This window comes from Dinoroseobacter sp. PD6 (genome assembly GCF_028807315.1).
Classification (GTDB): Bacteria; Pseudomonadota; Alphaproteobacteria; order Rhodobacterales; family Rhodobacteraceae; genus Dinoroseobacter; species Dinoroseobacter shibae.
In genome coordinates, this window is record NZ_JARAMN010000009.1 from 85,763 (window position 1) to 111,020 (window position 25,258).

Sequence of the window (25,258 nt, forward strand, 5' to 3'; positions counted from 1 at the left end):
GGCGCCCGGACGACACGAACAGGGTTGCCGCACGAGACGGGGTTGTTCGAAGGTCCCGGTCGAGGCCGTTCAAGGCCCTTGGCTCAGCCCACACGGCAGGCCGCAAGCACCGCCATGTTGAGAATATCGTTGGCCGTGGATGTCGCGGAGCACAGCTGTATCGGTTTGCCGACACCCGACAGGATCGGGCCGATCACCGTGGCATCACCCAGCTGCTGCATCAGCTTGACCGAGATCGAGGCCGAGTGCCGGGCCGGAACGACGAGCACATTCGCCGGGCCCGACAAGCGACAGAACGGGTATTGCGCCATGATCTCCGGGTCGAGCGCCACATCCACGGTCATCTCGCCATCATACTCGAAATCGACCCCGCGCGCATCGAGCACCCGGGGCGCCCTGTGCATCTTGGTCGCCCGTTCCGACACCGGATAGCCGAAGGTCGAGAAGCTCACGAAGGCGACGCGCGGCTCCAGCCCCAGGGACCGCGCGGTCCCCGCCGCCCGGGTCGCGATATCCGCGAGGTCCTCTTCATCGGGCCATTCATGGACCAGCGTATCCGCAATCAGAACGATCCGGCCCTTCACCAGCAGAGCTGTCACCCCGACCGCGCCATCCTCCGCACCGGCATCGAACACCGTATTGATCAGCCCCAGCACATGGGCCGACTTTCGCGTCGCCCCGGTCACGAGGCCATCGCCGTGACCATGGGCCAGCATCAGGGCCGAGAACGCGTGCCGGTCGCGCGCCGCAAGCCGATGGATGTCGGAGGTATCGTACCCTTTGCGCTGCAACCGCCCGTAGAGGAACTCCTTGTAGGTCTCCAGGTGCCGTGTGTTCCCGGCATTGACGATCTCCAGCTCGCGGAAGGCGTCGCCGATCCCCGCCGCTTCCAACCGTGTCTTCACATCGTCCTGACGCCCCACCACCAGTGCCTTTCCCAACCCGGACCGCTGATAGGTCACGGCGGCCCGCAGCACGCGAATGTCGTCTCCTTCGGCGAAGATCATGCGCGCCTGGGTGCCCTTGGCCCGGGCGAACATGCCCTGCAGCATCGAGGCGGTCGGATCCATGCGCGCCCGCAGGGATTGCTCGTAGCCGTCCATGTCCACGATGGGTCGCCGCGCCACGCCCGTATCCATCCCCGCCTTGGCCACCGCGAGCGGGACCGTATGGATCAGACGCGGATCGAAGGGCGTGGGAATGATGTAATCGCGGCCAAAGCTCAGCTTGCGGCCATAGGCCAGCGCCACCTCGTCCGGAACATCCTCGCGCGCGAGATCGGCCAGCGCCTCGGCGCAGGCGATCTTCATCTCGTCATTGATCGCACGGGCCCGGATATCCAGCGCCCCGCGAAAGAGATAGGGAAAACCCAGCACGTTGTTGACCTGGTTGGGGTAGTCGGACCGCCCGGTGGCGACGATCGCATCGGGCCGGATCGCGTGCGCCTCTTCCGGCGTGATCTCTGGGTCGGGATTGGCCATGGCGAAGATAACCGGATCTTCCGCCATCGATTCCAGCATCGCTTGCGTCACCGCACCCTTGACAGAGACACCGAGGAACACGTCCGCGCCTTTCATGGCGTCGTCGAGTGTCCGCATATCGGTCTTGACTGCATGGGCCGATTTCCACTGGTTCATGCCCTCGGTCCGGCCCTGGAAGATCACCCCCTTGGTATCGCAGACGATGCAGTTCTGCGGCTTGGCCCCCATGGCCTTGATCAACTCGATGCAGGCGATGCCCGCCGCACCGGCCCCGTTCAACACGATCTTGCAGTCCTCGATCGCCTTGCCGGTCAGCCGCAGCGCATTCAAAAGCCCCGCCGCCGTGATTACCGCGGTCCCGTGCTGGTCATCGTGAAACACCGGGATGTCGAGCTGCTCCTTCAGCGTCTGTTCGATGATGAAACATTCGGGCGCCTTGATGTCTTCGAGATTGATACCCCCGAAGGTCGGCGCCATCAGCTTCACCGCCTGGATGATCGCATCCGGGTCCTCGGTATCGAGCTCGATGTCGATGGAATTGACGTCGGCGAACCGTTTGAAGAGAACCGATTTGCCTTCCATCACGGGCTTGGAGGCAAGTGCGCCGAGGTTTCCCAGGCCCAGAACCGCCGATCCGTTGGTGATCACCGCCACCAGGTTCCCCTTGGTCGTGTAATCATATGCCGTCTCGGGGTTTTCCGCGATGGCCTCGCAGGGCACCGCGACACCGGGCGAATAAGCAAGGCTGAGATCCCGCTGGGTGCTCATGGGCGTCGAGGCCGACACCTCGAGCTTGCCCGGCGTTGGTTCCAGATGATAGGCCAGCGCCTCTTCGCGGGTGATCTTGTTATTGCCGGACATGCGTACTCCTCCCAAACGGTTTTGAGGTTGTAGCGGGGTTGAGAAAGCGCCTCAACAGGTGCCGCGCGGGATCAATTGCGACTTTCGCCCGGGGTCGCACGTGCTTAACCTGCGCGCGGCAAGGGGGGCACCAGGTGAGCAGCAAGACCGTGACGCCGATGATGGCGCAGTACCTGGAGATCAAGCAGGATCATGCGGATGCCCTGCTTTTCTACCGGATGGGCGACTTCTACGAGATGTTCTTCGACGACGCAGTGGAGGCCGCGGCGGCACTGGACATCGCGCTTACCAAGCGTGGCAAGCATGACGATGCGGACATTCCCATGTGCGGCGTGCCCGTGCATGCGGCGGAGGGTTATTTGCTCACACTGATCCGCAAGGGGTTTCGCGTCGCCGTCTGCGAACAGATGGAGGATCCGGCCGAAGCGAAAAAGCGCGGCTCCAAGTCCGTCGTGCGGCGGGAGGTCGTTCGGCTTGTGACCCCGGGCACCCTGACCGAGGCGAGCCTGCTGGAGGCGCGGCGGCACAATTATCTGGCTGCCTTTGCCAAGGTGAGAGACGACTCCGCGCTGGCTTGGGTCGATATCTCCACTGGCGAGTTCCGGGTCATGGCCTGCCCCGCGGCCCGGCTGTCGGTGGACCTTGCGCGCCTCGCGCCGCGCGAGGTCTTGCTGGCCGAGGGCAACGACCTGCGGTCGCTCGTCGAAGAACACGAGGCGGCGGCGACGGAGCTTGGGCGCGCCAGTTTCGACAGTACGGCCGCGGTGGACCGGCTGTGCCGGCTTTACGGCGTTGCCGACCTCGAGGCTTTTGGGAGTTTCGAACGCGCGGACCTATCCGCGATGGGTGCAATCGTCGGCTATCTGGAGTTGACCCAAAAGGGCAAGCTGCCGCTACTGCGCAAACCGGTGAAGGAACGGGCGCAGCATGGTTTGCAGATCGACGCGGCGACTCGGCGAAATCTGGAGTTGACGCAATCCCTGTCTGGGGGGCGGGAAGGTGCGCTGTTGACTGTGATCGACCGCACCGTCACGGCACAAGGCGCAAGGCTCCTGGCGCGGCGACTGGCGAGCCCCTCTGCCGATCTGTCGATCATCCGGACACGGCACGACGGTGTCCGCTATGCGCTAGAGGCGCCCGATATCCTCGACACCGTGCGCACCGCGCTGCGGCAGGTGCCGGATATGGATCGGGCGCTGTCACGGCTAGCGCTCGACCGCGGCGGGCCACGGGACCTGGCGGCGATCCGAAACGGTCTCGCCCAGGCCGCAACACTCGCCGAGGCTCTGCCGGACGACGCCTTGCCCCCCCTCTGGGCCCAATCGAAGAGCCGCTTTTTCGGACATGACACCCTGCGCGACCTGTTGGAGGAAGCTCTGATTGCCGAACCTCCGCTGCTTACAAGAGATGGCGGGTTCGTTGCCTCTGGCTACAATGTCGACCTGGACGAAGCCCGGCAGCTGCGCGACGAGGGGCGCGGAGTGATTGCCGGAATGCAGGCGGAATATGCCGAGGCAACCGGGATCGCCTCCCTCAAGGTGAAGCACAACAACGTGCTGGGCTATTTCATTGAAACGACCGCCACCCATGCGGACAAGATGCTGTCCCCGCCCCTGACGGACCGGTTCATCCACCGCCAGACCACCGCCAATGCCGTGCGCTTCACCACCGTGGAGTTGTCCGAGATGGAGACCCGCATTCTCAATGCCGGTGGCCGGGCGCTGGCGCTGGAAAAGTCGATCTTCGAAGAGTTGCGTCAGGCCGTGATCGTTGCGGCCGCCGAGCTGTCGGATTGCGCGCGGGCATTGGCGGAACTGGATGTGGTGACGGCCCTTGCGGTGCTGGCCCGCGACGAGGACTGGTGCGCGCCCAAGGTCGATGACAGCCGTGCCTTCGAAATCAGCGGCGGACGGCACCCGGTGGTCGAGGCCGCGCTGCGCGCCGGTGGTACGCCCTTCATCCGCAACGATTGCGACTTGAGCGAAGGTGCTGCGCCGATCTGGTTGCTCACCGGGCCGAACATGGCGGGCAAATCGACCTTCCTGCGCCAGAACGCCCTGATCGCGATCCTAGCGCAGATGGGCAGCTACGTGCCCGCAACCGCGGCACGCATCGGGTTGGTCGCGCAGGTCTTCTCGCGGGTTGGCGCGTCGGATGATTTGGCGCGGGGGCGCTCGACCTTCATGGTGGAAATGGTGGAAACCGCCGCGATTCTGAACCAGGCCGGGGACCGGGCATTGGTCATCCTTGACGAGATCGGGCGCGGAACGGCCACCTATGACGGGCTGTCGATTGCCTGGGCGACGCTCGAACACCTGCACGGGGTGAACCGGTGTCGCGCCCTGTTCGCCACCCATTACCACGAAATGACCGGCCTTGCTGCGCAACTGTCCGGCGTGGAAAACGCCACCGTGGCGGTCAAGGAGCATGATGGCGACGTGATCTTTCTGCACGAGGTGCGGCGCGGTGCGGCGGATCGATCCTACGGTGTGCAGGTCGCCAAGCTCGCGGGCCTGCCGCCTTCGGTCGTGGCCCGTGCGCGCGAAGTGCTGAAGACGCTCGAATCCGGTGAACGCAGCGGCGGAAACCCGGCAAAGGCGCTGTTGGAGGATCTGCCGCTATTCGCCAACGCTGCCCCTCCGCCACCGCCAGCGGCCCCGACATCGGCATTGGAGGCGCGTCTTGCCGACATATCCCCGGATGCGCTGAGCCCGCGCGAGGCATTGGACTTGGTCTATGAGTTGAAAAGCCTCGCGGATCGCGACTGATCCCCGAGGCTTTGACCTTGTAGAGAACCAGTCTCAGCTCGCCGGGGTCGAAGACACCCCGACATGGGCCGGACGCAGCAGACGGTCATGGAGCAGGAAGCCCTCGGACATGACCTGAATGATCCCACCCGCGGGCACATTCGGGACCGGCGCCTCGAACATGGCCTGGTGGAGCTGCGGATCGAACGGGTCGCCGACCTCCGGCGCGATCGGCGTGATTCCATGCTTGCCGAACACATTCAAGATCTCGCGCAGGGTCAATTCGACCCCTTCGATCAGGCCGCCTGCGATCTCGCGCTGATTGTCATCGACCACGTCGAGCGCACGCCGCAGGTTGTCGAACACCGGCAGCATGTCACGCGCCAGTTTCGATCCGCCGAATTGCTCCGCCTCGCGGCGATCCCGTTCACCGCGTTTGCGGATGTTTTCCGCCTCCGCCAGGGCGCGGATCAGGCGGTCCTTCAACTCGTCCCGTTCCGCGATGATCGCCTCGACGGCGGCACCCGGGGCTTCGGGGCCTTCCTCGCCCAGGGCCTCTTCCATCTCGGCCGCGGCCGCTTCTTCTTCCGCGGCGATCTCTGCATCTACCTCTGCGAAGATGTCTTCTTCGGTTTTGGGGTCTGCCATCTCTCGTTTCCTCTATGCCCGGTCGCCCAAGATCTTGCCGACCAGTTGCGCCGTGTATTCGACCACCGGCACAACCCGCCCGTAGTTGAGGCGAGTCGGCCCGATCACACCCACGGCTCCGATGATCTTCCGGTCCGCGTTCATATAAGGACTGACAACCAGAGAGGAACCCGAAAGTGAGAAAAGCTTGTTCTCCGAACCGATAAAAATGCGCACACCTTCCCCGGCCTCGGCCAGATCCAGAAAGGCCGCGATGTCGCGTTTCCGTTCCAGATCGTCGAAAAGCTTGCGCACCCGTTCCAGGTCCTCCGATGGCGGTCCATCGCCCAACAGATTGGCACGTCCCCGCACGATCAGTCGTTCGTTCGATTCGCCCGGGTCCTGCCAGACTGCCGTGCCAGCCTCCACCATGTCCGCGGCCAGCCGGTCCAGTTCGGACCGCCGCGACGCGATCTCTCGACGAATAACATCTGCCAGTTCCGACAGACTGCGCCCCTCCGCCACTGCGTTGAGGAAATTCGCCGCCTCCCGCATGGAGGACGGGGTTTGCCCCGCGGGCGGTGTAAACACCCTGTTTTCAACCTGCCCATCGGCAAATACCAGCACGGCCAGGGCCCGGCCCGGCGCAAGGCTGACGAATTCGATATGTTTGATAGGGGCGCTTTCGTTCTTGGGCGCAAGCACCAGGCTGGCCCCTTGCGTGATCCCCGACAGGGCCGATCCGACCCGGTCCAGCAGTCCGCCAACGCTGTCATTCTCGCCCGCGGAGGATTCGATAACCTCCCGGTCTTCGCTGGACAGGTTCCCGATTTCGAGAAGGCCATCCACGAACATCCGCAGGCCCATCTGGGTCGGGATACGGCCGCTGGAGACGTGGGGCGAATCGAGCAGGCCCAGAAACTCCAGGTCCTGCATCACGTTACGGATCGTCGCTGCCGAAACCTTCTCGCTCATGGACCGGGTCAAGGTTCGGCTGCCGACTGGGTCACCGGTCTGCAAATACCCCTCCACCACCCGGCGAAACACCTCGCGGGAGCGGTCGCTCATCTCCGATATGACCTTGCTTGCCTCGTCCATGATCTCTCGGGCTCCTGCCGCGCCGCGCCAATCCGAGAACGGCGCACTCTTTTATTTCACGCTGCGCGATTGCGTCAACGGCTTGCCATTTAGATAAGGGCGCGCCTATCTGGCGCAAATAGCGAAAGGATCGTCATGCGACCGTCAGGACGTCAAACCCATGAGATGCGCGGCGTCTCGATCGAAACTGGCTTCACCAGGCACGCCGAAGGATCCTGCCTGATCTCAATGGGTGAAACACGCGTGTTGTGCACCGCCTCCGTCGAGGAGCGCGTGCCGCCGTTTCTGCGTAACACCGGTCTTGGCTGGGTGACGGCGGAATATGGAATGTTGCCCCGCGCAACCCATACCCGCGGGCGCCGGGAAGCTGCCGCTGGGAAGCAATCGGGGCGCACCCAGGAGATCCAGCGCCTGATCGGACGGAGCCTCCGCGCGGGGGTCGACCGCGTGGCGTTGGGAGAGCGGCAGATCACCATCGATTGCGATGTGATCCAGGCCGATGGCGGCACACGCTGCGCGTCGATCACCGGGGCCTGGGTCGCGCTGAGGCTTGCCGTCAACAAGCTGATGAAGGCAGGCGATATCATTACGGACCCGCTGACAGATCACGTAGCCGCGGTGTCCTGTGGTCTCTACGCCGGGCAACCCGTACTGGATCTGGATTATGCGGAGGATTCCGAGGCCGGGACCGACGCGAATTTCGTGATGACCGGCTCCGGCGGTCTGATCGAGGTGCAAGGTTCGGCCGAGGGTGCGCCGTTCTCGCGCAATGCCCTCAACACGCTGATGGACCTTGCCGAGGTCGGTGTTGCCGAGCTGGTCGCCGCACAGAAGGCCGCCACCAGCTGATGTCCCGGTTCAAGGACAAAACCCTGCTCGTCGCAAGTCACAACAAGGGCAAAATCGAAGAGATCGCGCATCTGTTGGAGCCTTACGGCGTGCGGGTTACCTCCGCCGCCGCGCACGGTTTGTCCGAGCCGGAAGAGACGGAAACCACTTTCGTCGGCAATGCTCGCATCAAGGCGCATTATGCCGCAAAAGAGACTGGGTTGCCTGCACTGGCCGATGACAGCGGCCTGGAGGTTCTCGCACTCGATGGTGCACCCGGTGTCTACACGGCGGACTGGGCCGAGACACCGACCGGGCGGGATTTCGAGATGGCCATGGTCAAGGTCCATGACGCCCTGATTGCGAAAGGTGCGGAACGGCCGTGGCGTGCGCGGTTCTGCTGCACTCTGGTGCTGGCATGGCCCGACGGCACCGACATGGTTTTTCCCGGGACGATGAAGGGACAACTGGTTTGGCCCATGCGTGGCTCGCAAGGCCATGGGTATGACCCGATGTTCCAACCGGATGGCTACGCGCAGACCTTCGGGGAAATGGACCGTTGGGAAAAGAACAAGGTCAGCCACCGGGCAGATGCGTTCCGGAAACTGACCGTAGCCTGTTTCTCAGAAGACTGATGAGACGCCTGATTTCCACGGGTTCCCCCTTCGAGGCCACCATGGGATATTCCCGAGCCGTGGTTCAGGGCGATTGGTGTTTCCTGTCGGGCGTCACCGGGTACGATTATGCGGCAATGACTCTGCCGAACGTTTTCGAAGACCAGGTAAATAATTGTTTTAAAACAATTTTTGAAGTATTGAGGGAAGCGGATTTCCCAAAAGACAGCATCTGCAAGGTCCAGTATATCCTTGCGGATCGCGGTCTCGTCCAAACAGTTGCGCCCCTGCTCGGTCGGCATCTCGGTGATATCCGTCCCGCGGCCACCATGATCATTGCCGGTTTAATCGAACCCGAGATGTTGATCGAAATCGACGTGACCGCGTTCAAGGGCTGAGTATGGAGGATTGGCAACACGGGGGCTTCGGGCTGTACCTTCATTGGCCTTTCTGCGCTGCCAAGTGCCCCTATTGCGACTTCAACAGCCATGTCAGGGCACGCGTGGATCAAGCAGCGTGGGAAAACGCCTTCTTGTCGGAAATCGGCCGTGCCGGAGTAGAAACGGAAGGTCGCCGCCTCGATACGGTTTTTTTCGGCGGAGGCACCCCTTCATTGATGGAACCGGACCTCGTGGCTGCCATCATCGACAGGATCCGGCGAACTTGGCCCACCTCCAACAGTCTTGAAATCACACTGGAGGCAAACCCCACATCCGTCGAGGCCGGGCGGTTTTGCGCCTATCGGGATGCAGGGGTGAACCGGGTTTCGATGGGTATCCAGGCCCTGAACGACGCGGACCTGAAGGCTTTGGGACGATTGCACTCGGTCAGAGAGGCCCAGAGCGCATTTGAGGTCGCGCGAGCGCATTTCGAGCGCGTGAGCTTCGATCTGATCTACGCACGACAAGGTCAAACGCTGGAAGCCTGGATTGCGGAGCTTAGGACAGCCCTCTCCATGGCGGTTGACCATCTTTCTCTCTATCAATTGACCGTGGAGCCAGGCACCGCGTTTGGAGATCGCGCTGCTCGGGGCATGTTGCGCGGATTGCCGGATGATGACTTGGGCGCCGACATGTTCGAAGCAACTCAAGACCTGTGTGCCGATGCGGGAATGCCGGCCTACGAAGTGTCAAATCACGCAGCTGAGGGCAGTGAGTCCCGTCATAACCTGATCTATTGGCGGTACGGAGATTATGTGGGAATCGGCCCTGGCGCACATGGGCGCCTCACCCTATCCGGACAGAAATGGGCCACCGCCACCCCTTTGCACCCCGAGGCGTGGCTAGCGCAAGTTCAAGAAGCCGGGCATGGTGAGACCGCAAGACAGCTCGTAACACCAAGAGAAATCGCTGAGGAACTCCTTCTCATGGGCTTACGGCTTTCAGAGGGTGTGTCCCTGAACCGGATCACCGCTATTTCCAGATCGCCTCTGCCGGAACGAAAACTCTCCGAACTCCAGGAAGCGCAACTCATACGGGTGGACGGCGACCGGTTGCGCACCACTTTACAAGGGCGCATGGTGCTGAACGCCATTCTGCGGGAACTTCTGAGCGAGGACAGATGAGAGCTATTTGGGTGATCTCCGGCAGCACAGCGCTTGGCATGGGCGTGATCGGCATTGCCTTGCCACTTCTGCCGACTGTACCCTTCCTGCTCCTTGCTGCCTTCTGTTATGCACGAGGATCTGATCGCCTTCACGCCTGGCTTCTGGATCATCCAAGATTTGGTGCCCCCATTCTGGACTGGCAGGAACGGGGCTCTATCAGCTTGCGTGCCAAAGCTTTGGCCTCACTTTCGATCCTTGGGGCCTTCTCACTCTCACTTGTACTTGGCGTCTCAACCACAGTTCTGACCATCCAGGCGGTCGTACTCAGCATCGTCGCCGTATTTATCTGGACGCGCCCGAGCAGCTAGGAGCTGAGGCGGCGGCAAAGATCGTCCAACTGGTCGAGAGACGTATAGCGGATCGTCAATGCGCCCTTCTCCCCCCCCGGGGTGTGGTCTATCGAAATCTGCATTCCAAGCGTCGCCGACAAATCAAGTTCTAACGCGCGTGTGTCTGCATCCTTCTCGGATTTCTTTGGCGACTTCTTTGTACCCCCTGGCGAGGTATCGGCCTTCTTTGCCAACCTCTCGGTTTCCCGTACAGACAATCCCTTGGCGATGACCTTCTTGGCAAGAGCGACCGGATCATCTGCTGTAATCAAGGCGCGCGCATGTCCAACGGCCAGTGTACCGTCCTGTAAATACGTAAGAACTTCCGCCGGTAACGACATGAGCCGAAGCATGTTGGCAATGTGGCTCCGGCTTTTGCCCAAGGCCTGTGCGAGCCGCTCCTGAGTATGGCCGAAGCGGTCCATGAGTTGGCGGTAGCCCTGCGCCTCTTCTACCGGATTGAGGTCGGCACGCTGAATATTCTCGATAATCGCAATTTCGAGCGACTCGGTGTCCGAAAGTTCGCGTACGAGAACAGGTATCTCATGCAACTGCGCCATCTGCGCGGCACGCCAGCGACGTTCCCCCGCAACGATCTGATAGAGATTCTCGTCAGAGGGGTCGGGACGAACGATCAGTGGCTGCAGGACACCCTTTTCGCGAATGGACTCCGAAAGGCTGTCAAGATCTTCCTGTTGAAACGTGCGCCGAGGCTGGTCTGGATTTGGGCGCACGGATTCAATCGGGACCAGTCGATCCGGGTTGGCCTGGCTGGCCTCGTTCCCAACGCTCGCAGTCTCGGACCCAATATTGACATCAGCCATGAGAGCTGACAGCCCTCGCCCCAGGCCTCGGCGTTCAGGTTTCTTTTCCATGAAAAATTAGATCCCTTTCATGCCACCAACTCGTGACGTTCGAGAATTTCATCGGCTAGGCCAAGATAGGCCTGAGACCCTTGAGAGCTTGGATCATACCGTAAGACAGGCATCGCAAAGGACGGAGCCTCACTGACCCTGACGTTCCTGGGTATGATCGTCTTGAAAACCAGTTCCCCGAGGTTCTCCCGCGCGTCCTCCTCAACCTGACGCGACAGATTGTTCCTCCGATCATACATCGTCAGGACAATCCCCTCGATCCTGAGTTTTGGATTGGCGGTTTCGCGCACTTCCCGGACCGACAACAAGAGCTGGGAAAGGCCTTCCAACGCAAAAAACTCGCTTTGGAGCGGAACGAGCACGGAATCTGCGGCCACCATCGCGTTAACTGTCAGCAAATTCAGGCTTGGCGGGCAATCGACCAAGACATAATCAACCCTCTTGGGCAGCGCGTTGAGCTGAGTGAGCGCAGCCCGCAGTCGGAAAACACGTCGACTATTCGACATCAACTCGATGTCCGCAGAGCTTAGATCCGTGGTTGCAGGCGCAAGAAACAGGTTTTCTACGGATGTTTCACGTGAAACATCTGCAATCGCCGCATTTTCGACGAGCAGATCATAGGTGGTAAGGCTTCGTGTTTCGGGCGCCATCCCTAGACCAGTAGACGCATTCCCTTGCGGGTCCAGGTCGATGATCAGGACGGTTTTTCCCCGCATCGTCAATGCCGTCCCGAGATTAATTGTCGTTGTCGTTTTACCCACGCCGCCCTTTTGGTTCGCAATCGCGATGACACGCGGTTTGGAAGTTGGCGTAAACTCAGGCACGATAAAACTCTCCAATCTCCAAGATAGCGCTCTTTTCGGATGTCACGCTTGGATAGTACTTCGCCTCAAATTGCCATGAGTTCTTCGCTTCGGACACCTCATTCTGCACGTTTTCGCCTTTTAAAAAGAGGCAAGTCCCTCCCGCAACACGCAAAGGTTCGGCAAACTCCAGAAGCTTGGACACAGGCGCCAGGGCGCGCGCAGTTATGACATTCCCAGGCTCCACATTTGCAGCTTCGATACGACTCGTGATGACACTCAAATTTATCTGTAACTCACGAGCTGCGGTTCGGAGAAAGGCACACTTGCGCGCGTCAGATTCGATAGCTGTAAACTTGATACGGCAGCCCCGGTGCTTCGCAAGAACTCCAAGCACAACCACAGGAAGCCCTCCGCCACTTCCGAGATCTATTACCTTGTCCGCCGTCGAGGGCAGAAAATCGTAAAGCTGCGCGGAATCAAGGATATGCCGCTCCCACGTTTGATCATATGTGGAGGGCGCCACCAGATTAATCCGAGGTGACCATTTGCGAATAAGGCCCTCGAAAACCTTTAGATCACAACGGGATGCGGCGTCCATTCGATTGATCCTACGCGCTACGCCGTTTTTCTGCCTTCCGCAAAGATGCCAGCAAGAGTGTCAGAGCAGCCGGAGTCATGCCTTCTATTCTTGCGGCCTGACCCAAAGTCGAAGGGCGCACCGCTGTCAGCTTGGATTTCAACTCGTTCGACAGGCCTGAAAGACCGGAAAAGTCAAACCGGGATGGAAACTCGATCTCTTCATCCTTCTTCAAAGCCATGACATCGCGTTGCTGTCGCTCAATGTAATTCGCATAAGTGGCTTCAATTTTTGCTTGCTTGGCGATCTCTTTCGATGCCTGTAGCTCTGGCCAGGTCGCAGCCAGGGAATCGTAGCTGACATCGGAGAGCGACAGCAGATCGAGGCCATTTCGACGGCGACCGTCCTCGTTTACACGTATGCCAGCCTCGTTCGCTTGCTTGGGCGTCACTTCAAAAGACTTCAGTTTCTCCAGGGTTTCGTTCAAGAGGCCCATCTTCGTCTCGAACTTTATCCTGCGTTCTTCGCCCACGCACCCAAGGACAAGACCCTCTGGCGTCAAGCGCTGATCGGCATTATCGCAGCGTAAAGACAGCCTGTACTCTGCACGCGATGTGAACATACGATAAGGCTCAGCGACCCCTTGCGTAATCAAATCGTCTATCATCACCCCAATGTAAGACGTCATTCGGCTGGGCAGAAACTTACCCCTACCCTCAAGGGCAGCGTTCAAACCTGCGACCAAGCCTTGTGCGGCCGCTTCCTCGTATCCTGTTGTACCGTTGATTTGCCCCGCAAGATATAGGCCGTCAAATCCCTTGACCCGCAAGGCCGCATCAAGGGCGCGTGGATCCACATAGTCGTATTCTATCGCATAACCGGGCTGAGTGATCTTCGCGTTTTCCAATCCGGATATGCTGCGGACATACGCCTCTTGTACATCTTCCGGCAACGAGGTCGAAATTCCGTTGGGATAGATCGTGGTACTGTCGAGACCCTCCGGCTCTAGAAAGATCTGATGTGAGGTTTTGTCGGAGAACCGAACCACTTTATCCTCGATGGACGGGCAGTACCGCGGCCCAACACCTTCAATGGATCCGCCATACATCGCAGATCGCGAGAGGTTTTTCCGGATTATTTCGTGGGTGCGTTCGTTGGTGTGAGTGACAGCGCAGTGTACTTGCCGCAGGTATGGGCCAGCCGACAGGAAAGAGAAAAGCGTCGGATCCTCGTCGCCGGGCTGAGGTTCCAGTTTATCCCAGGCGATGCTGCGTTTATCCAGCCGCGGCGGAGTACCTGTCTTCAATCGCCCAAGGGGCAAACCGAAACTGTCAAACCTTTCAGCAAGACGAACGGAAGGAGCGGCCCCCATTCTGCCACCCTGAAAGCTTCGATTCCCTATGTGAATGATACCGCGGAGAAACGTTCCGGTTGTAACAACGACCGCTCGAGCGGTGACCTCGCTCCCATCGGCCAAATACACACCCTCGATCCTGGTCCCCGACGTAATCAGGTCAGCGACTTCAGCCTCCAAGATACGCAAGTTGGGCAGCGCTTCCATCTCGGCAAGCATCTCGGAACGGTAAACATCGCGATCTGATTGAGACCGCGGCCCTTGCACGGCCGGCCCTTTCCGACGATTGAGAAGCCTGAACTGGATGCCGGCCTTGTCCGCGACCCGTCCCATGACTCCGTCCATCGCATCAATTTCTCGAACCAGGTGTCCTTTGCCAAGCCCTCCGATCGCCGGATTGCAAGACATCACACCGACACCCGATCTTTCGAGTGTGATCAGGGCAACCTGCACACCAAGGCGGGCAGCTGCGGCTGCGGCCTCGGTACCTGCATGGCCCCCTCCAATGACGATGACATCAAAAGCCTGTTGTTTCACGTGAAACACTCCTCACTTGCCGAGGCAAAAGCTCGCAAAGATTTCATCCAGGACTTGCTCAACGCCTACGCGACCAATCAACGATTCGAGATCGACCAAGGCTTGTCGAAGGTCTTCTATCACCAATTCGACCGGGAAGCCTTCGGAAATCTTTGTTTTGGCGAGATCGAGCGACTCAACGGCGGATGAAATCGCTAGACGGTGTCGAACATGGGTGGCCGTGCCTGCACTAGCAGCACGAAGTGACAGCCTATGTGAAACTGCTTTCACCAATCTGTCTATCCCCCGCCCCGTGACGGATGAAATTGCAAACTCGCTACTACTCGGAAGAATATCCGACTTTGCCTGCACCAGGATATCATCGTCAGCCACCCCAAGACCCGAGGGCAAACGGCCATCTTCAATGAGGATGATACGCAGATCGGCAGACTCGGCCCGCGCCATAGCACGGCTAATACCAATCTGTTCAATCTCATCCTGGGTTTCCCGCAAACCGGCTGTATCCAGCACCGTGACCGGCAGCCCATCAAGGTCCAAGCGCACCTCGACCACATCACGCGTTGTGCCTGCGATACTCGATGTAATTGCTGCTTCGCGACCAGCTAATCTATTGAGAAGGCTTGATTTTCCAACGTTCGGCGCACCCAGGATTGCAACCTCGAACCCATGTCTTATGCGTTCCGCAGCATGGGTACCGGCACTCTCTGCGGCCAGGTTTTGAGACACGCGCCCAAGCAATTCCTGAACCTCGGGATACACATCTTCCGGCACTTCTTCGTCAGCAAAATCAATGGTCACCTCGAGCAACGCCATCGCACGCACCAGATCCTTGCGCCAGAGTTCTACTTTCTGGCCGAGTTCGCCGGAAAAAGTTCGCAATGCCTGTTTGCGCTGCGCCTCGGTCTCTGCCTCGATCAAATCGGCCAAACCTTCAACCTGGGCCAGATCCATCCGATTGTTTTCGAGGGCACGACGCGTGAACTCCCCCGGTTGCGCCAAGCGGAGGCCAGGCAGCGCCGACAATTCATTCATCAATGCTGCAATGATCGCCGGCGAGCCATGGGTCTGAAACTCAACACAATCTTCACCCGTGAAACTGTTGGGGCTTTCAAACGCGAGGACGAGCGCCTCATCGATCACACTTCCATCGGAGTCACGCAGTTTTCGCAAGCTGGTCCGCTGGGCATCAGGTAGCCCACCGGCCAGCACCCTACCCGCATGAAATGCCCTCGATCCGCTAATACGCAGCACGGCAACACCGGATTTCCCCGGTGCGGAAGCAAGCGCAAATATGGTGTCCATGACCGGTACCGTATCGCCGGTCAGGTGTTCATCGAATCGAAGAACTCGGAATTGGTCTTCGTCTGCTTCAGCTTCGAGATCAGGAACTCGATGGCATCCGTGGTCCCCATGGGATTCAGAATGCGACGCAGCACAAAGGTCTTCTGAAGATCCTTGGCATCGACAAGGAGATCCTCTTTGCGCGTGCCGGATTTGAGGATGTCCATCGCCGGGAAGACCCGCTTGTCGGCCACCTTGCGGTCAAGCACGATCTCGGAGTTGCCCGTACCCTTGAACTCTTCAAAGATCACTTCGTCCATACGGGAGCCTGTATCGATCAATGCGGTTGCGATGATTGTCAGCGACCCGCCTTCTTCGATGTTTCGGGCCGCACCGAAGAACCGCTTCGGCCGCTGCAACGCATTGGCATCCACACCCCCGGTCAGCACCTTGCCCGAAGACGGAACGACCGTGTTGAAAGCCCGACCAAGACGAGTGATCGAATCCAGCAAGATAACCACGTCCCGCTTGTGCTCCACCAGGCGCTTGGCCTTCTCGATCACCATCTCGGACACTGCCACGTGGCGCGAGGCCGGCTCATCGAAAGTGGAGGAAATCACCTCCCCTTTCACCGAACGCTGCATGTCCGTGACTTCTTCTGGACGTTCATCGATCAGCAGCACCATCAGATAGCATTCAGGATGATTGGCTGCGATGCTCTTGGCGATATTCTGCAACAGGACCGTCTTGCCCGTCCGCGGCGGAGCCACGATCAGCGACCGCTGCCCCTTCCCGATCGGTGCCACCAGGTCGATGATCCGGGCAGACCGATCCTTGATCGTCGGATCCTCGATCTCCATCTTCAGCCGCTCGTCCGGATAAAGAGGCGTCAAGTTATCAAAGCTCACCTTGTGACGTGCCATCTCCGGGTCTTCGAAGTTTACCAGGCTGACGGAGGTGATCGCGAAATAGCGTTCGTTCTCCCGCGGGGCCTGGATCACCCCTTCGACGGTATCGCCAGTGCGCAGGGAGTGCTGCCGAATTTTCTCGGGAGAAACATAGATGTCGTCCGGGCCCGGCAGATAGTTCGCCTCGGGGGAGCGGAGAAACCCGAACCCGTCCTGCATGACTTCCAGAACGCCATCGCCAGAGATTTCCCAGCCGTCCTCTGCACGCTCCTTGAGGATGGCGAACATCATGTCGCCTTTCCGCATGGTGGATGCGTTTTCAACCTCCAGCTCCTCGGCCAGGGGCAGAAGATCAGCAGGGCTCATAGCTTTGAGATCGGCAAGGGCGAGACGCTCTTGGGTCATCGAAAAATCCCGTTTGGGCGCCGTCGCGGGCGCGAAACTGTCATACGTGAGAGAGCGATTCCGGACGGAACGCTGACAGAGCCTTAGATAATCATGCTGCGCGAGTCAATCGAGCCTCAGAATGGGCGTGCAATCACTGAGAACACGATGACCAGGAGCAGAAGTGTGGGCACCTCGTTCATCATGCGGTACCTTCGACCGGTGGTCGTCGATGTCCCAGCAAGCAATTCCTTGCGTTGTCCGGCGCACCACATGTGAAACCATGTCATGCCAAGGATCGCCGCGAGTTTCGTATAGGGCCAGACCGCCGACCAATCGACAATCCCGGGGGTCATCACGAGCCAAAGCCCGAAGATCCAGCTTGAGATCATTGCCGGGTTCATGATCGCGCGGAGCAAACGCCTCTCCATCGTCTGGAACAGCGCCTCGGTTTCACCCGACACGGCGTTCGACTCGACATGGTATACGAACAGTCGAGGTAGATAGAACAACCCGGCCATCCATGCGATCACGGAAATCACATGCAAGGATTTGATCCAAACGTACAGGTCCATGCTTTGTCCTTCTCTGTCTTCCTTCTATTCATAAAATAGAAAGAAAAGAAAAGATGGTGTTGTTGTAGGTCTTGGGGATATGTCGAACTCTTGCGTTGTTCGAGCGGTTATTCTTGTCCACATACTGCGATCCAGGATTTACCAGAACCTTTTTTAATACTTATTTAACAGTCACTTGGTGTCTAAGAACACAGTGAATAAACTGTGCAAAAGAGTATGTCGCCCGAGATACCCACAGTCTTGTGAAACACAAGCGCACATGGGATGAAACAGGAGCGACTTGGCAGTTGTTCACCGGAACCTCTTGTGTCGCCGCTTCGTGGGCCTCGTGCCCAAAACGGCCAAAATTGTGCACAGGCATATCCACACAGGTACCCTCAGGATGACCCACATCATTCTCGCCTCTGGATCGGAGATCCGTCGACAGCTGTTGGAAAACGCAGGGGTATCCGTACGCGTGATCAAGGCCATGATCGATGAGGAAACGATAACCCAATCTCTGCGTGCCGAGGGCGCAAAAGCGCGGGACGTGGCCGATGCACTTGCGGAGTTCAAAGCGGAGAAAGTGGCAAGGCTCGAACCAGAGGCGCTGGTCATCGGGTCTGACCAGGTGCTGGATCTGCAGGGGGAGCTTTTGGCCAAGCCCGAGACGCCGGAGCATGCCATCGCGCAAATCACGGCGATGTCTGGCAAGACCCACCAATTGCTGTCGGCAGCGGTGATCTATCGCGAAGGCAAGCCGCTTTGGCGTCATGTCGGCGCCGTGCGAATGACCGTCAGATCGCTGAGTCCTTCCTACATCGAGAGCTATGTTGCGCGAAACTGGGACAGCATTCGACACTCGGTGGGGGGCTATAAGCTCGAGGAAGAGGGCGTCCGGCTCTTCAGCCAGGTCCAAGGTGACTATTTCACGGTTTTGGGGCTCCCGCTGCTGGAATTGCTGAGCTATCTCACCCTGAGGGGAGAGATCGACGGATGACAGAAATAAAAGTGCCCATAGCCGGGGTCATCGGAAACCCCATCGCGCATTCCCGGTCGCCACATCTGCATCGACATTGGTTGCACGTCTATGGGATCGAGGGATATTACGTGCCGCTCCATGTGCAGGGTCAGGACCTTGCCGAGGTGTTCCACGCTCTGCCGAAGTTGGGGTTCAAGGGTGTCAATGTCACCCTACCCTTCAAGGAACGCGCCATCGAGCTTGCGGACCGAGTGTCCGACAGGGCTGCGTTGATCGGGGCGGCGAACACGATCACCTTTCAACCTGATGGGACGATTCATGCGGACAATACGGATGGCTATGGGTTCATAGAAAATCTGAAGCATGGGGCGCCCGGCTGGTCGCCGCGCGCAGCAGCCATCGTGGTACTGGGGGCTGGCGGAGCAGCGCGAGGGGTTTTGTCAGCACTCCTCGAAGCGGGCGCGCCGGAAGTGCGTTTGGCCAATCGGACCCGCGCCAAGGCGGAGGCTTTGCGCAGTGATTTTGGGCCAAGGGTGACCGTTGTCGACTGGCACGGCGTATCTGACGCCATGGAAGACGCAGAGACCCTGGTCAATACCACATCATTGGGAATGACCGGCCAGCCTGATCTCGAGCTGAACCTCGATGCCCTGCCCCGTTCTGCGGTGGTGACGGATATTGTGTATCGTCCCCTGATGACACCTTTGCTGGAACAGGCGGTTGCCCGCGGAAACCCTGTAGTCGATGGCCTGGGCATGTTGCTCTTTCAGGCAGCGCCGGGTTTTGAGCGGTGGTTTGGCATGCGGCCAGAGATCACCCCTGAACTGCGGGCGGCCGCACTGGCAGAATGATCATTATTGGACTGACAGGCTCCATCGGCATGGGCAAATCAACCACCGCCGAGATGTTCGCCGCGCGTGGTCTCCCGGTCTGGGATGCGGATGCGGCCGTGCACAGGCTGTATGGTCCTAAGGGTGCGGCGATCGCACCGATACGCGCTCTTTTTTCTGAAGCGGTCAGCGAAGCTGGTGTCGACCGGACCGTTTTGAAGAGACTGATTTCCGAAGATCCCGATGTTTTGCGCGTGATCGAACAAGTGGTGCATCCCCTCGTGGCAGCAGACCGCACGGCTTTTGTAGACCAGGCACGCCTGGAGGGTCGGAAGGCCGTGCTTCTGGACATTCCGCTTCTTTTTGAGACTGGCGCAGCAAAAGACATGGATCTGGTGGTTGTCGTCTCGACCGATCCTGACACCCAACGTGCACGCGTTCTCGAAAGACCAGGCATGACCGAGGCGCAGTTTCAAGCCATCCTTGCCAAACAGCTGGCCGATGCAGAGAAGCGTACACGGGCAGATTTGATGATCGATACGACAACTCTGGACACCGCCCGGCAAGGCGTCGAAACTGTCCTGCAACGGGCAGAGGAGATGGGACATGCGTGAGATCGTGCTCGACACGGAGACGACCGGATTCGAGCCTTCGGAAGGCGATCGGTTGGTTGAAATCGGCGGAGTGGAGCTTTTCAACCATGTGCCTACGGGCCGGGTCTATCACCAGTACATAAACCCCCAACGGAGCATGCCCCAATCCGCCTTTGAAGTGCATGGGCTTGGTGACGACTTTCTTGCGGACAAGCCGCTCTTTGCCGAGGTTGCCGAGGCCTTCCTGGATTTCATCGGGGATGCGAAACTGGTCATTCACAACGCTGCGTTCGACATGAAGTTTCTGAACGCAGAGTTGGGTTGGCTGGGCAAACCGCTTCTGCCGATGGAACAAGCGATTGATACATTGGCTATCGCAAGGCGAAAGTTTCCGGGATCGCCTGCATCTCTCGACGCATTGTGCCGTCGGTTTGGTGTCGACAACTCGGCACGTGAGAAACACGGGGCGCTGCTGGATTCCGAGATCCTGGCCGAAGTGTACCTGGAGCTCATCGGCGGGCAGCAGCCGGGGCTGGAGCTGTCGAGTGTGCAGACCCCGTCCACACAAAGTATCGATAATGGGCGGCTCCGTGCCCGGCCTCGGCCTGCACCCTTGCCGTCCCGGGTGTCGGAAAAGGAAAAGGCGGCACATGCCGCCTTTGTCGAATCCCTTGGGCAGTCCGCGCTTTGGCGCACGGTGACCTGAGGTCTCAGACCTCGGCGCTCGGTGCTGCCTGCTGCGCGGCGGCGCGCCGCGCGATTTCCTGACGATACAGAGCCACAAAATCGATCTGATCCAGGTTGAGCGGCGGGAAGCCGCCATCGCGGGTCACATCGGAAACAATTCGGCGCACGAACGGGAAAAGCATGCGCGGACACTCGATCAGCAGGAAAGGATGCATCTGCTCGTCCGGCACATTGTCGATGAAAAAGATGCCGGCATAGTCCAGCTCCAGACCAAAGATCATATCGCCAGATTCTTTGGTTTTGGCATTGATGTTCAGCTTGATGGCAACTTCAAACTGCTTTTCAACCGTGCGCTTCTTGGCGTCCAGGTTCACCTGAACCTGAATGTCCGGTTGTCCTTCGCCCTGCACACCCTTCTGGGCAGCAATGTTTTCGAAAGACATGTCGCGGATGAACTGCGCCATGATCTTCAAGGTGGGCATTACCGGCTGTTGCTGCTGGTCCGCTGGAGCGGCAGCGCCGTTGGTTGTTTCGTCGGCCATGAAATCCTCGTCCAAAAACTGGTCTGGGCTCGCTCCTATCAGGATGCGCTGCGCCCCTCAATCCCGGGTGGGATCTTTCGTCCAGCCGGAAGGCCCGTTTGACCGGGGTGGTGTCTCATCGAGGTCAGCATATTCCGTCTCGATGATATCTGCGGTGGAAGTGCGTCGGTTTTGCGGCGCCCGCCCCATCTCGAACTGCTGCACCTTGATCCGGGCGCGCACGTAACGAATGATCGCAAGTCGAACCGGCGGCATCAGTAGCGAAAAGCCCACCGCATCGGTGAAAAACCCAGGCGTCAGTAAAAGTGCGCCTGAAAAGAGGATCATCGCGCCATGGGCCAATGCCTCGGTCGGATCGCGCAGATCCGCGAAGGATCCGCGTAAATCCGCCATCGCCCGCAGACCTTGCGAGCGGACCAGCGCCGTTCCCAGTAGGGCGGTCACGACAACGATTGCCAGTGTTGGCCATAGCCCTATCCAACCGCCGACCTGTATGAACAGGGCGATCTCGATCAGGGGCACAGCCACGAACAGGGCAAACAACCACATTTTCCGCTCCTTCAAATACAGGGGGATGGTGGACTTGCCCCCCTGTCGACCTTACATATGCAACCTGACCGGAGATACCATACATGCAGCGCTGCGCGAGGATCCTATGAATTCCAACATGCTCCAAATTCTTGTACTGCTTGGGGTCGCCGTTTTCCTGATCCTGCGCCTGCGCAGCGTCCTTGGCACGCGCGAGGGCTTCGAAAAGAAACCTGTGCCGCTGGACGGGCCGGAACGTGACGTCACGCCGCGTCGTGATTTCGAAGTGATCGAAGGCGGCCCGGATACGGACATCACTGATCACGTTCCCGATGGCAGCGACAGCGCTAAGGCTCTCGCCGCCATGAAGATGGCGGAGCCGGGCTTCAACGTGACCGAGTTCCTCGGCGGAGCAAAAGGCGCCTACGAGTGGATCCTAATGTCCTTCGAAAACGGCGATATGGACGACGTCCAGGGCTTCCTGTCCGAAGAGCTGTCCGAAGCGTTTTCGGAGGTGATCGAGCAGCGTAATGAACAGGGCCTTACTGTCGAGGCCGAGTTCGTCGGTGTGCGCGAGACCACGCTCGTGGAAGCCGCGTTCGACCGCGATACCCGAGAGGGTGAGGTGACCGTGCGGTTCGTGGGCGAGCTGACCTTTGTTGTGCGGAACGCCGAAGGCGAGATCGTCGAAGGCGATCCGACGGAGATCAAGCGTCAGAAGGACGTTTGGACCTTCGCGCGGGTCATGGGGTCGGATGATCCCAATTGGCGGCTCGTCGCAACCGGGGAATGATCCCGCTCCGCGCGGCGGTGCTGGGCGTTGGACTGATGGCTGGCGCCCCTCCCGCAGATGCATCTGTTGAACTTCTTGGTTTCGGTGACCTCAAAGGCTGGGCTGAGGATTCTCATACCGAGGCGCTGGAAGTCTTCCGGACAACTTGCATCGATCTGAAGGATCCAGCCTGGGGTCCCATCTGCGCAATTGCCCGTGCGACGGAGGATGCGCGCGGCTTTTTCGAAACCCTGTTTCTCCCGATCCTGATCAAGGGCGATGACGAGGCTCTCTTCACCGGCTACTACGAGCCTGAACTGCGCGCATCGCGCACGCGCGGCGGCGCGTATCAATACCCGATTTACCAAGTGCCACCCGAATTGCCCCGCGATCGGCCCTGGTATACCCGAGGCGAGCTGGAAGACCGCGGGATCCTGAACGGGCGCGGACTGGAGCTGGCTTACGCCACCGATCCGGTGGAGGTTTTTTTCCTTCAGGTTCAGGGCTCCGGCCGTCTGCGCTTGACCGACGGGACAGTGATGCGCGTGGGGTTCGCGGCGAAAAACGGCCATGACTATAGCTCTGTCGGGCGCGAAATGGTCCGGCGTGGGCTGTACCAGCCGCACCAGGTTTCCGCCGATCGGATCAAGGCCTGGGTGCGGGCCAATGGCGCCGCCGGCAAGCGGCTGCTGCACCACAACAAATCCTTTGTGTTCTTTCGTGAAGTATCCACCGTACCTGCCCATCTGGGGCCTTTGGGGGCGATGAACCGGTCAATCACGCCGATGCGGACCATCGCGGTGGATCCGACCTATACCCCCCTAGGGGCGCCGGTCTGGATCGAGAAGGGCGGGGCAGACCCCTTGCGCCGCTTGATGGTGGCGCAGGATACCGGCTCTGCGATCAAGGGGGCCCAGCGCGCGGACGTGTTCTACGGCTCAGGCGAGGCGGCGGGTGACAAGGCCGGGCGTATCCGCGATCCGGGGCGCATGGTTGTACTGCTACCGGTGGAGTTGGCGTTGTCCTACGTGGAAAGTGGGATGTGAAATGTCCAAGCGACCCCCGAGACGCCTGCGCCCCGACGAGGAGGAGATCTGGAAGCGTGTTGCCGAAACCGCCACGCCCTTGAGCAAGCCGCGGTTTCCGATGCCGCAGGATGTGACCCCAAGCCCGCGCAAGGCTCGATCCCCTGAAAAAGAGCCTATCTCGCCGTTCAGCATCGGGAGTGGCGCGGGTTTGTCCGAGACGCACGATCTGGCGCCTGGACTCGGTGAGCGGATCGCCGCCGCGCCGGTGACCATGGATCGCAAGGCCTTCGGCAAGCTCAAACGGGGCAAGTTGAAGCCCGAGGGGCGGCTGGATCTGCATGGCATGACGCTGTCTCAGGCGCATCCTGCGCTCAATCGGTTCATCCTCGGGGCGCATTCTCAGGGCAAGCGCCTGGTTCTGGTGATCACCGGAAAGGGCAAGGACCGCGATCAGGGCGGTCCGATCCCCGAACGTCTCGGCGTTCTGCGCCACCAGGTGCCCCATTGGCTGTCGATTCCACCGCTGTCCAGCGTCGTGTTGCAAGTTACAACGGCCCATTTGCGCCACGGTGGTGGTGGGGCATATTACGTGTATCTCAAGAGGCCGCGTTAGGCTCTCGTACGCCACAGGGCGGCGGCGAGGAGCCCGGTTGAGAGGGCTATATAGAGACTGATCAAGGGCATCTGCGCAGGGAAGGATGCCCCTGCATCGATGGCGAGACTGGTAATCAGCGGCCCTATCGCGGAACTCAGGACCATAAGGGCCATGGCGACCGACTTGATCGCGCCGAGGTGACGGGTCCCGAACATGTCCGCCCAAAAGGCCGCTGGCAGTGTGTTATTCGCGCCCACCGTAACCGCCAGAAGGCTTAGCCCGACCGCGAGGCCCAAGAGGGTTTCGGTGCCTGATATGACGATGAAGCTCAGCGCCAAGGGTAGGGTGAACAGGCACATCAAGAGGCGTGTGCCGAACCGGTCCACGAGAAATCCCGTGCCCAGCATCGCGAGAACCGAGACCACCGAATAGAGCGGAAAAAGCGCGACAAGATCGAGATGGGCGATATCCTTTTCCGCCGCCAGATGGACTTGTTGAAAGAAGAATGCGGTCACGAAGGCGGGCGTCGACAGAAGTGCCGGTACAATCGCCCAGAAGAAAGGTGCTCGCACGACCTCTGCCCGGGTCCAGTGGCGGCCGCCCGAACCAGTACTCTGACTGTCTTCGGCATAGCTTTGCGGTTGGCGTTCGCGGTGCAAAAGGGCCAGAAGCACCGGGATGGCCGCGAGGCTCAGCAAGGCCGCAAGACCCCAGAGCGCGCGCCACTCGACGACGGTCAAAAGCGCCACGAACAGGATCGGAAGCAACGCTTCGCCCACCGAATACCCAAGCGAAGACACGGATATCGCCTTTCCGCGATTGGCTGAGAACCAGCGCGCCATAGCCACGCGGCCCACATGGGTCACCATGCCCTGACCGCCGAGACGCAAGCCAAACACCACCAGTGGAAGGGCCCAGACCCAAGGGTTGACCGCCATGGCCAAGCAGGCCGCAGCAAGGCCTGCAAGCGCCCAGGGCCCAAGGCGGCGGACGCGATAATGGTCGGTCAGGGTGCCGAGCCAGACCATGACCGCAGCAGACCCCAGTGTGCCCAGTGCATAGATGGCGCCCCACGCGCCGTGGCTCAGCCCGAAACTGTCCTGGATGTCGCCGGCGAAGATGGCGATGAAAAAGGTCTGCCCATAGCTGCCGGAGAACGCCAGCAGCCCCCCGGCGCCTAGCCAACGGGCGTTTTGACGAAGGAATCCCGGAGTGGTCATTCCACGCTTCTATG

General features: G+C 59.9%; 26 protein-coding genes. 13 read left to right on the forward strand and 13 right to left on the reverse strand.

Translation table 11 applies throughout. The features are described 5' to 3' along the window. Nucleotides 1-83 precede the first annotated feature (83 nt). Nucleotides 84-2,342: an NADP-dependent malic enzyme gene (locus PVW48_RS15070; RefSeq protein WP_274581921.1), complete on the reverse strand. Its 2,259-nt coding sequence runs from the start codon at nt 2,340-2,342 to the stop codon at nt 84-86. Between the two features lie 158 nt (nt 2,343-2,500). Here PVW48_RS15070 and mutS point away from each other — a divergent pair, with 158 nt between their 5' ends. Continuing rightward, nucleotides 2,501-5,110 (forward strand): DNA mismatch repair protein MutS, encoded by a 2,610-nt coding sequence (mutS, locus tag PVW48_RS15075; RefSeq protein WP_274581991.1) that lies wholly within the window; start codon nt 2,501-2,503, stop codon nt 5,108-5,110. Nucleotides 5,111-5,143: 33 nt separating this feature from the next. On the opposite strand, the gene PVW48_RS15080 is transcribed toward mutS, so the two are convergent. Both PVW48_RS15080 and hrcA read right to left on the reverse strand, forming a co-directional pair. Further along, the gene (locus tag PVW48_RS15080) at nt 5,144-5,737 is read right to left on the reverse strand and encodes a nucleotide exchange factor GrpE (protein ID WP_012180122.1); all 594 of its coding nucleotides are present in this window, start codon (nt 5,735-5,737) and stop codon (nt 5,144-5,146) included. Between the two features lie 12 nt (nt 5,738-5,749). Continuing rightward, nucleotides 5,750-6,814 (reverse strand): heat-inducible transcriptional repressor HrcA, encoded by a 1,065-nt coding sequence (hrcA, locus tag PVW48_RS15085; RefSeq protein WP_274581922.1) that lies wholly within the window; start codon nt 6,812-6,814, stop codon nt 5,750-5,752. 135 nt (nt 6,815-6,949) lie between these two features. Here hrcA and rph point away from each other — a divergent pair, with 135 nt between their 5' ends. Genes rph through PVW48_RS15110 form a run of 5 tightly spaced genes read left to right on the forward strand, consistent with a single transcriptional unit; the run spans nt 6,950 to nt 10,170 of the window. Further along, entirely contained in the window at nt 6,950-7,663 is a 714-nt protein-coding gene (rph, locus tag PVW48_RS15090) for a ribonuclease PH (protein WP_012180120.1), read from the forward strand. After that, nucleotides 7,663-8,277 carry an RdgB/HAM1 family non-canonical purine NTP pyrophosphatase gene (rdgB, locus tag PVW48_RS15095; protein WP_012180119.1) on the forward strand — a complete coding sequence of 205 codons (615 nt, stop codon included), beginning with the start codon at nt 7,663-7,665 and terminating at the stop codon, nt 8,275-8,277. The genes rph and rdgB overlap by 1 nt, the downstream gene beginning before the upstream one ends. Beyond that, nucleotides 8,277-8,654 carry a RidA family protein gene (locus tag PVW48_RS15100; RefSeq protein WP_274581923.1) on the forward strand — a complete coding sequence of 126 codons (378 nt, stop codon included), beginning with the start codon at nt 8,277-8,279 and terminating at the stop codon, nt 8,652-8,654. The genes rdgB and PVW48_RS15100 overlap by 1 nt, the downstream gene beginning before the upstream one ends. A gap of 2 nt (nt 8,655-8,656) precedes the next feature. Then, nucleotides 8,657-9,820: a radical SAM family heme chaperone HemW gene (hemW, locus tag PVW48_RS15105; RefSeq protein WP_274581924.1), complete on the forward strand. Its 1,164-nt coding sequence runs from the start codon at nt 8,657-8,659 to the stop codon at nt 9,818-9,820. Then, a complete protein-coding gene (locus PVW48_RS15110; protein WP_274581925.1) occupies nt 9,817-10,170 on the forward strand; it encodes a YbaN family protein in 354 nt (117 codons plus the stop codon). Before hemW ends, PVW48_RS15110 begins: the two co-directional genes overlap by 4 nt. On the opposite strand, the gene PVW48_RS15115 is transcribed toward PVW48_RS15110, so the two are convergent. From PVW48_RS15115 to hemJ, 7 genes are all read right to left on the reverse strand, one after another. Then, nucleotides 10,167-11,066 carry a ParB/RepB/Spo0J family partition protein gene (locus PVW48_RS15115; protein WP_274581926.1) on the reverse strand — a complete coding sequence of 300 codons (900 nt, stop codon included), beginning with the start codon at nt 11,064-11,066 and terminating at the stop codon, nt 10,167-10,169. The two genes, PVW48_RS15110 and PVW48_RS15115, sit on opposite strands and share 4 nt — an antisense overlap. A gap of 17 nt (nt 11,067-11,083) precedes the next feature. Then, nucleotides 11,084-11,890 carry a ParA family protein gene (locus PVW48_RS15120; RefSeq protein ID WP_274581927.1) on the reverse strand — a complete coding sequence of 269 codons (807 nt, stop codon included), beginning with the start codon at nt 11,888-11,890 and terminating at the stop codon, nt 11,084-11,086. Beyond that, nucleotides 11,883-12,470, reverse strand: a complete 588-nt coding sequence (gene rsmG, locus PVW48_RS15125) for a 16S rRNA (guanine(527)-N(7))-methyltransferase RsmG (RefSeq protein ID WP_274581928.1) — start codon at nt 12,468-12,470, stop codon at nt 11,883-11,885. The genes PVW48_RS15120 and rsmG overlap by 8 nt, the downstream gene beginning before the upstream one ends. Nucleotides 12,471-12,480: 10 nt before the next feature. Next, the gene (gene mnmG / locus PVW48_RS15130) at nt 12,481-14,340 is read right to left on the reverse strand and encodes a tRNA uridine-5-carboxymethylaminomethyl(34) synthesis enzyme MnmG (protein WP_274581929.1); all 1,860 of its coding nucleotides are present in this window, start codon (nt 14,338-14,340) and stop codon (nt 12,481-12,483) included. Between the two features lie 12 nt (nt 14,341-14,352). Further along, on the reverse strand, nt 14,353-15,642 hold the full coding sequence (gene mnmE, locus PVW48_RS15135) for a tRNA uridine-5-carboxymethylaminomethyl(34) synthesis GTPase MnmE (protein WP_274581930.1): 1,290 nt from the start codon (nt 15,640-15,642) through the stop codon (nt 14,353-14,355). 20 nt (nt 15,643-15,662) lie between these two features. Next, complete coding sequence (gene rho / locus PVW48_RS15140) at nt 15,663-16,934, reverse strand: transcription termination factor Rho (RefSeq protein WP_012180110.1); 1,272 nt, start codon at nt 16,932-16,934, stop codon at nt 15,663-15,665. 116 nt (nt 16,935-17,050) lie between these two features. Next, nucleotides 17,051-17,488 carry a protoporphyrinogen oxidase HemJ gene (hemJ, locus tag PVW48_RS15145; protein ID WP_274581931.1) on the reverse strand — a complete coding sequence of 146 codons (438 nt, stop codon included), beginning with the start codon at nt 17,486-17,488 and terminating at the stop codon, nt 17,051-17,053. 382 nt (nt 17,489-17,870) lie between these two features. Between hemJ and PVW48_RS15150 the strand changes: the two genes are divergently transcribed. The 4 genes from PVW48_RS15150 to dnaQ are packed head-to-tail and all read left to right on the forward strand — an operon-like array spanning nt 17,871 to nt 20,578. Beyond that, the gene (locus PVW48_RS15150) at nt 17,871-18,467 is read left to right on the forward strand and encodes a Maf family protein (RefSeq protein ID WP_274581932.1); all 597 of its coding nucleotides are present in this window, start codon (nt 17,871-17,873) and stop codon (nt 18,465-18,467) included. Continuing rightward, nucleotides 18,464-19,300: a shikimate dehydrogenase gene (locus PVW48_RS15155; protein WP_274581933.1), complete on the forward strand. Its 837-nt coding sequence runs from the start codon at nt 18,464-18,466 to the stop codon at nt 19,298-19,300. The genes PVW48_RS15150 and PVW48_RS15155 overlap by 4 nt, the downstream gene beginning before the upstream one ends. Beyond that, the gene (gene coaE / locus PVW48_RS15160; RefSeq protein WP_274581934.1) at nt 19,297-19,893 is read left to right on the forward strand and encodes a dephospho-CoA kinase; all 597 of its coding nucleotides are present in this window, start codon (nt 19,297-19,299) and stop codon (nt 19,891-19,893) included. Before PVW48_RS15155 ends, coaE begins: the two co-directional genes overlap by 4 nt. Continuing rightward, nucleotides 19,886-20,578 (forward strand): DNA polymerase III subunit epsilon, encoded by a 693-nt coding sequence (dnaQ, locus tag PVW48_RS15165; RefSeq protein WP_274581935.1) that lies wholly within the window; start codon nt 19,886-19,888, stop codon nt 20,576-20,578. The genes coaE and dnaQ overlap by 8 nt, the downstream gene beginning before the upstream one ends. 4 nt (nt 20,579-20,582) lie before the next feature. On the opposite strand, the gene secB is transcribed toward dnaQ, so the two are convergent. Together secB and PVW48_RS15175 are read right to left on the reverse strand one after the other, a co-directional pair. Then, a complete protein-coding gene (secB, locus tag PVW48_RS15170; RefSeq protein WP_274581936.1) occupies nt 20,583-21,101 on the reverse strand; it encodes a protein-export chaperone SecB in 519 nt (172 codons plus the stop codon). A gap of 57 nt (nt 21,102-21,158) precedes the next feature. Next, complete coding sequence (locus PVW48_RS15175) at nt 21,159-21,650, reverse strand: FxsA family protein (protein WP_012180103.1); 492 nt, start codon at nt 21,648-21,650, stop codon at nt 21,159-21,161. Between the two features lie 106 nt (nt 21,651-21,756). On the opposite strand from PVW48_RS15175, the gene PVW48_RS15180 reads away from it, so the two are divergent. The 3 genes from PVW48_RS15180 to PVW48_RS15190 are packed head-to-tail and all read left to right on the forward strand — an operon-like array spanning nt 21,757 to nt 24,042. Beyond that, a complete protein-coding gene (locus tag PVW48_RS15180; protein ID WP_012180102.1) occupies nt 21,757-22,422 on the forward strand; it encodes a Tim44/TimA family putative adaptor protein in 666 nt (221 codons plus the stop codon). Beyond that, nucleotides 22,419-23,447, forward strand: coding sequence for a murein transglycosylase A (gene mltA / locus PVW48_RS15185; protein WP_274581937.1), 1,029 nt, complete (start codon nt 22,419-22,421; stop codon nt 23,445-23,447). The genes PVW48_RS15180 and mltA overlap by 4 nt, the downstream gene beginning before the upstream one ends. Nucleotide 23,448: 1 nt before the next feature. Next, nucleotides 23,449-24,042, forward strand: a complete 594-nt coding sequence (locus PVW48_RS15190; protein ID WP_012180100.1) for a Smr/MutS family protein — start codon at nt 23,449-23,451, stop codon at nt 24,040-24,042. Here PVW48_RS15190 and PVW48_RS15195 read toward each other — a convergent pair. Next, the gene (locus PVW48_RS15195) at nt 24,039-25,244 is read right to left on the reverse strand and encodes an MFS transporter (RefSeq protein ID WP_274581938.1); all 1,206 of its coding nucleotides are present in this window, start codon (nt 25,242-25,244) and stop codon (nt 24,039-24,041) included. The genes PVW48_RS15190 and PVW48_RS15195 overlap by 4 nt on opposite strands. Nucleotides 25,245-25,258 lie beyond the last annotated feature (14 nt).

What these genes read in the sequence shown, in the direction of transcription:
- PVW48_RS15070 (WP_274581921.1), bottom strand. Translation starts at nt 2,342, where the DNA reads ATGTCCGGCAATAACAAGATCACCCGCGAAGAGGCGCTGGCCTATCAT.
- mutS (WP_274581991.1), top strand. Translation starts at nt 2,501, where the DNA reads ATGATGGCGCAGTACCTGGAGATCAAGCAGGATCATGCGGATGCCCTG.
- PVW48_RS15080 (WP_012180122.1), bottom strand. Translation starts at nt 5,737, where the DNA reads ATGGCAGACCCCAAAACCGAAGAAGACATCTTCGCAGAGGTAGATGCA.
- hrcA (WP_274581922.1), bottom strand. Translation starts at nt 6,814, where the DNA reads ATGGACGAGGCAAGCAAGGTCATATCGGAGATGAGCGACCGCTCCCGC.
- rph (WP_012180120.1), top strand. Translation starts at nt 6,950, where the DNA reads ATGCGACCGTCAGGACGTCAAACCCATGAGATGCGCGGCGTCTCGATC.
- rdgB (WP_012180119.1), top strand. Translation starts at nt 7,663, where the DNA reads ATGTCCCGGTTCAAGGACAAAACCCTGCTCGTCGCAAGTCACAACAAG.
- PVW48_RS15100 (WP_274581923.1), top strand. Translation starts at nt 8,277, where the DNA reads ATGAGACGCCTGATTTCCACGGGTTCCCCCTTCGAGGCCACCATGGGA.
- hemW (WP_274581924.1), top strand. Translation starts at nt 8,657, where the DNA reads ATGGAGGATTGGCAACACGGGGGCTTCGGGCTGTACCTTCATTGGCCT.
- PVW48_RS15110 (WP_274581925.1), top strand. Translation starts at nt 9,817, where the DNA reads ATGAGAGCTATTTGGGTGATCTCCGGCAGCACAGCGCTTGGCATGGGC.
- PVW48_RS15115 (WP_274581926.1), bottom strand. Translation starts at nt 11,066, where the DNA reads ATGGAAAAGAAACCTGAACGCCGAGGCCTGGGGCGAGGGCTGTCAGCT.
- rsmG (WP_274581928.1), bottom strand. Translation starts at nt 12,470, where the DNA reads ATGGACGCCGCATCCCGTTGTGATCTAAAGGTTTTCGAGGGCCTTATT.
- mnmE (WP_274581930.1), bottom strand. Translation starts at nt 15,642, where the DNA reads ATGGACACCATATTTGCGCTTGCTTCCGCACCGGGGAAATCCGGTGTT.
- rho (WP_012180110.1), bottom strand. Translation starts at nt 16,934, where the DNA reads ATGACCCAAGAGCGTCTCGCCCTTGCCGATCTCAAAGCTATGAGCCCT.
- hemJ (WP_274581931.1), bottom strand. Translation starts at nt 17,488, where the DNA reads ATGGACCTGTACGTTTGGATCAAATCCTTGCATGTGATTTCCGTGATC.
- PVW48_RS15150 (WP_274581932.1), top strand. Translation starts at nt 17,871, where the DNA reads ATGACCCACATCATTCTCGCCTCTGGATCGGAGATCCGTCGACAGCTG.
- PVW48_RS15155 (WP_274581933.1), top strand. Translation starts at nt 18,464, where the DNA reads ATGACAGAAATAAAAGTGCCCATAGCCGGGGTCATCGGAAACCCCATC.
- coaE (WP_274581934.1), top strand. Translation starts at nt 19,297, where the DNA reads ATGATCATTATTGGACTGACAGGCTCCATCGGCATGGGCAAATCAACC.
- dnaQ (WP_274581935.1), top strand. Translation starts at nt 19,886, where the DNA reads ATGCGTGAGATCGTGCTCGACACGGAGACGACCGGATTCGAGCCTTCG.
- secB (WP_274581936.1), bottom strand. Translation starts at nt 21,101, where the DNA reads ATGGCCGACGAAACAACCAACGGCGCTGCCGCTCCAGCGGACCAGCAG.
- PVW48_RS15175 (WP_012180103.1), bottom strand. Translation starts at nt 21,650, where the DNA reads ATGTGGTTGTTTGCCCTGTTCGTGGCTGTGCCCCTGATCGAGATCGCC.
- PVW48_RS15180 (WP_012180102.1), top strand. Translation starts at nt 21,757, where the DNA reads ATGAATTCCAACATGCTCCAAATTCTTGTACTGCTTGGGGTCGCCGTT.
- mltA (WP_274581937.1), top strand. Translation starts at nt 22,419, where the DNA reads ATGATCCCGCTCCGCGCGGCGGTGCTGGGCGTTGGACTGATGGCTGGC.
- PVW48_RS15190 (WP_012180100.1), top strand. Translation starts at nt 23,449, where the DNA reads ATGTCCAAGCGACCCCCGAGACGCCTGCGCCCCGACGAGGAGGAGATC.
- PVW48_RS15195 (WP_274581938.1), bottom strand. Translation starts at nt 25,244, where the DNA reads ATGACCACTCCGGGATTCCTTCGTCAAAACGCCCGTTGGCTAGGCGCC.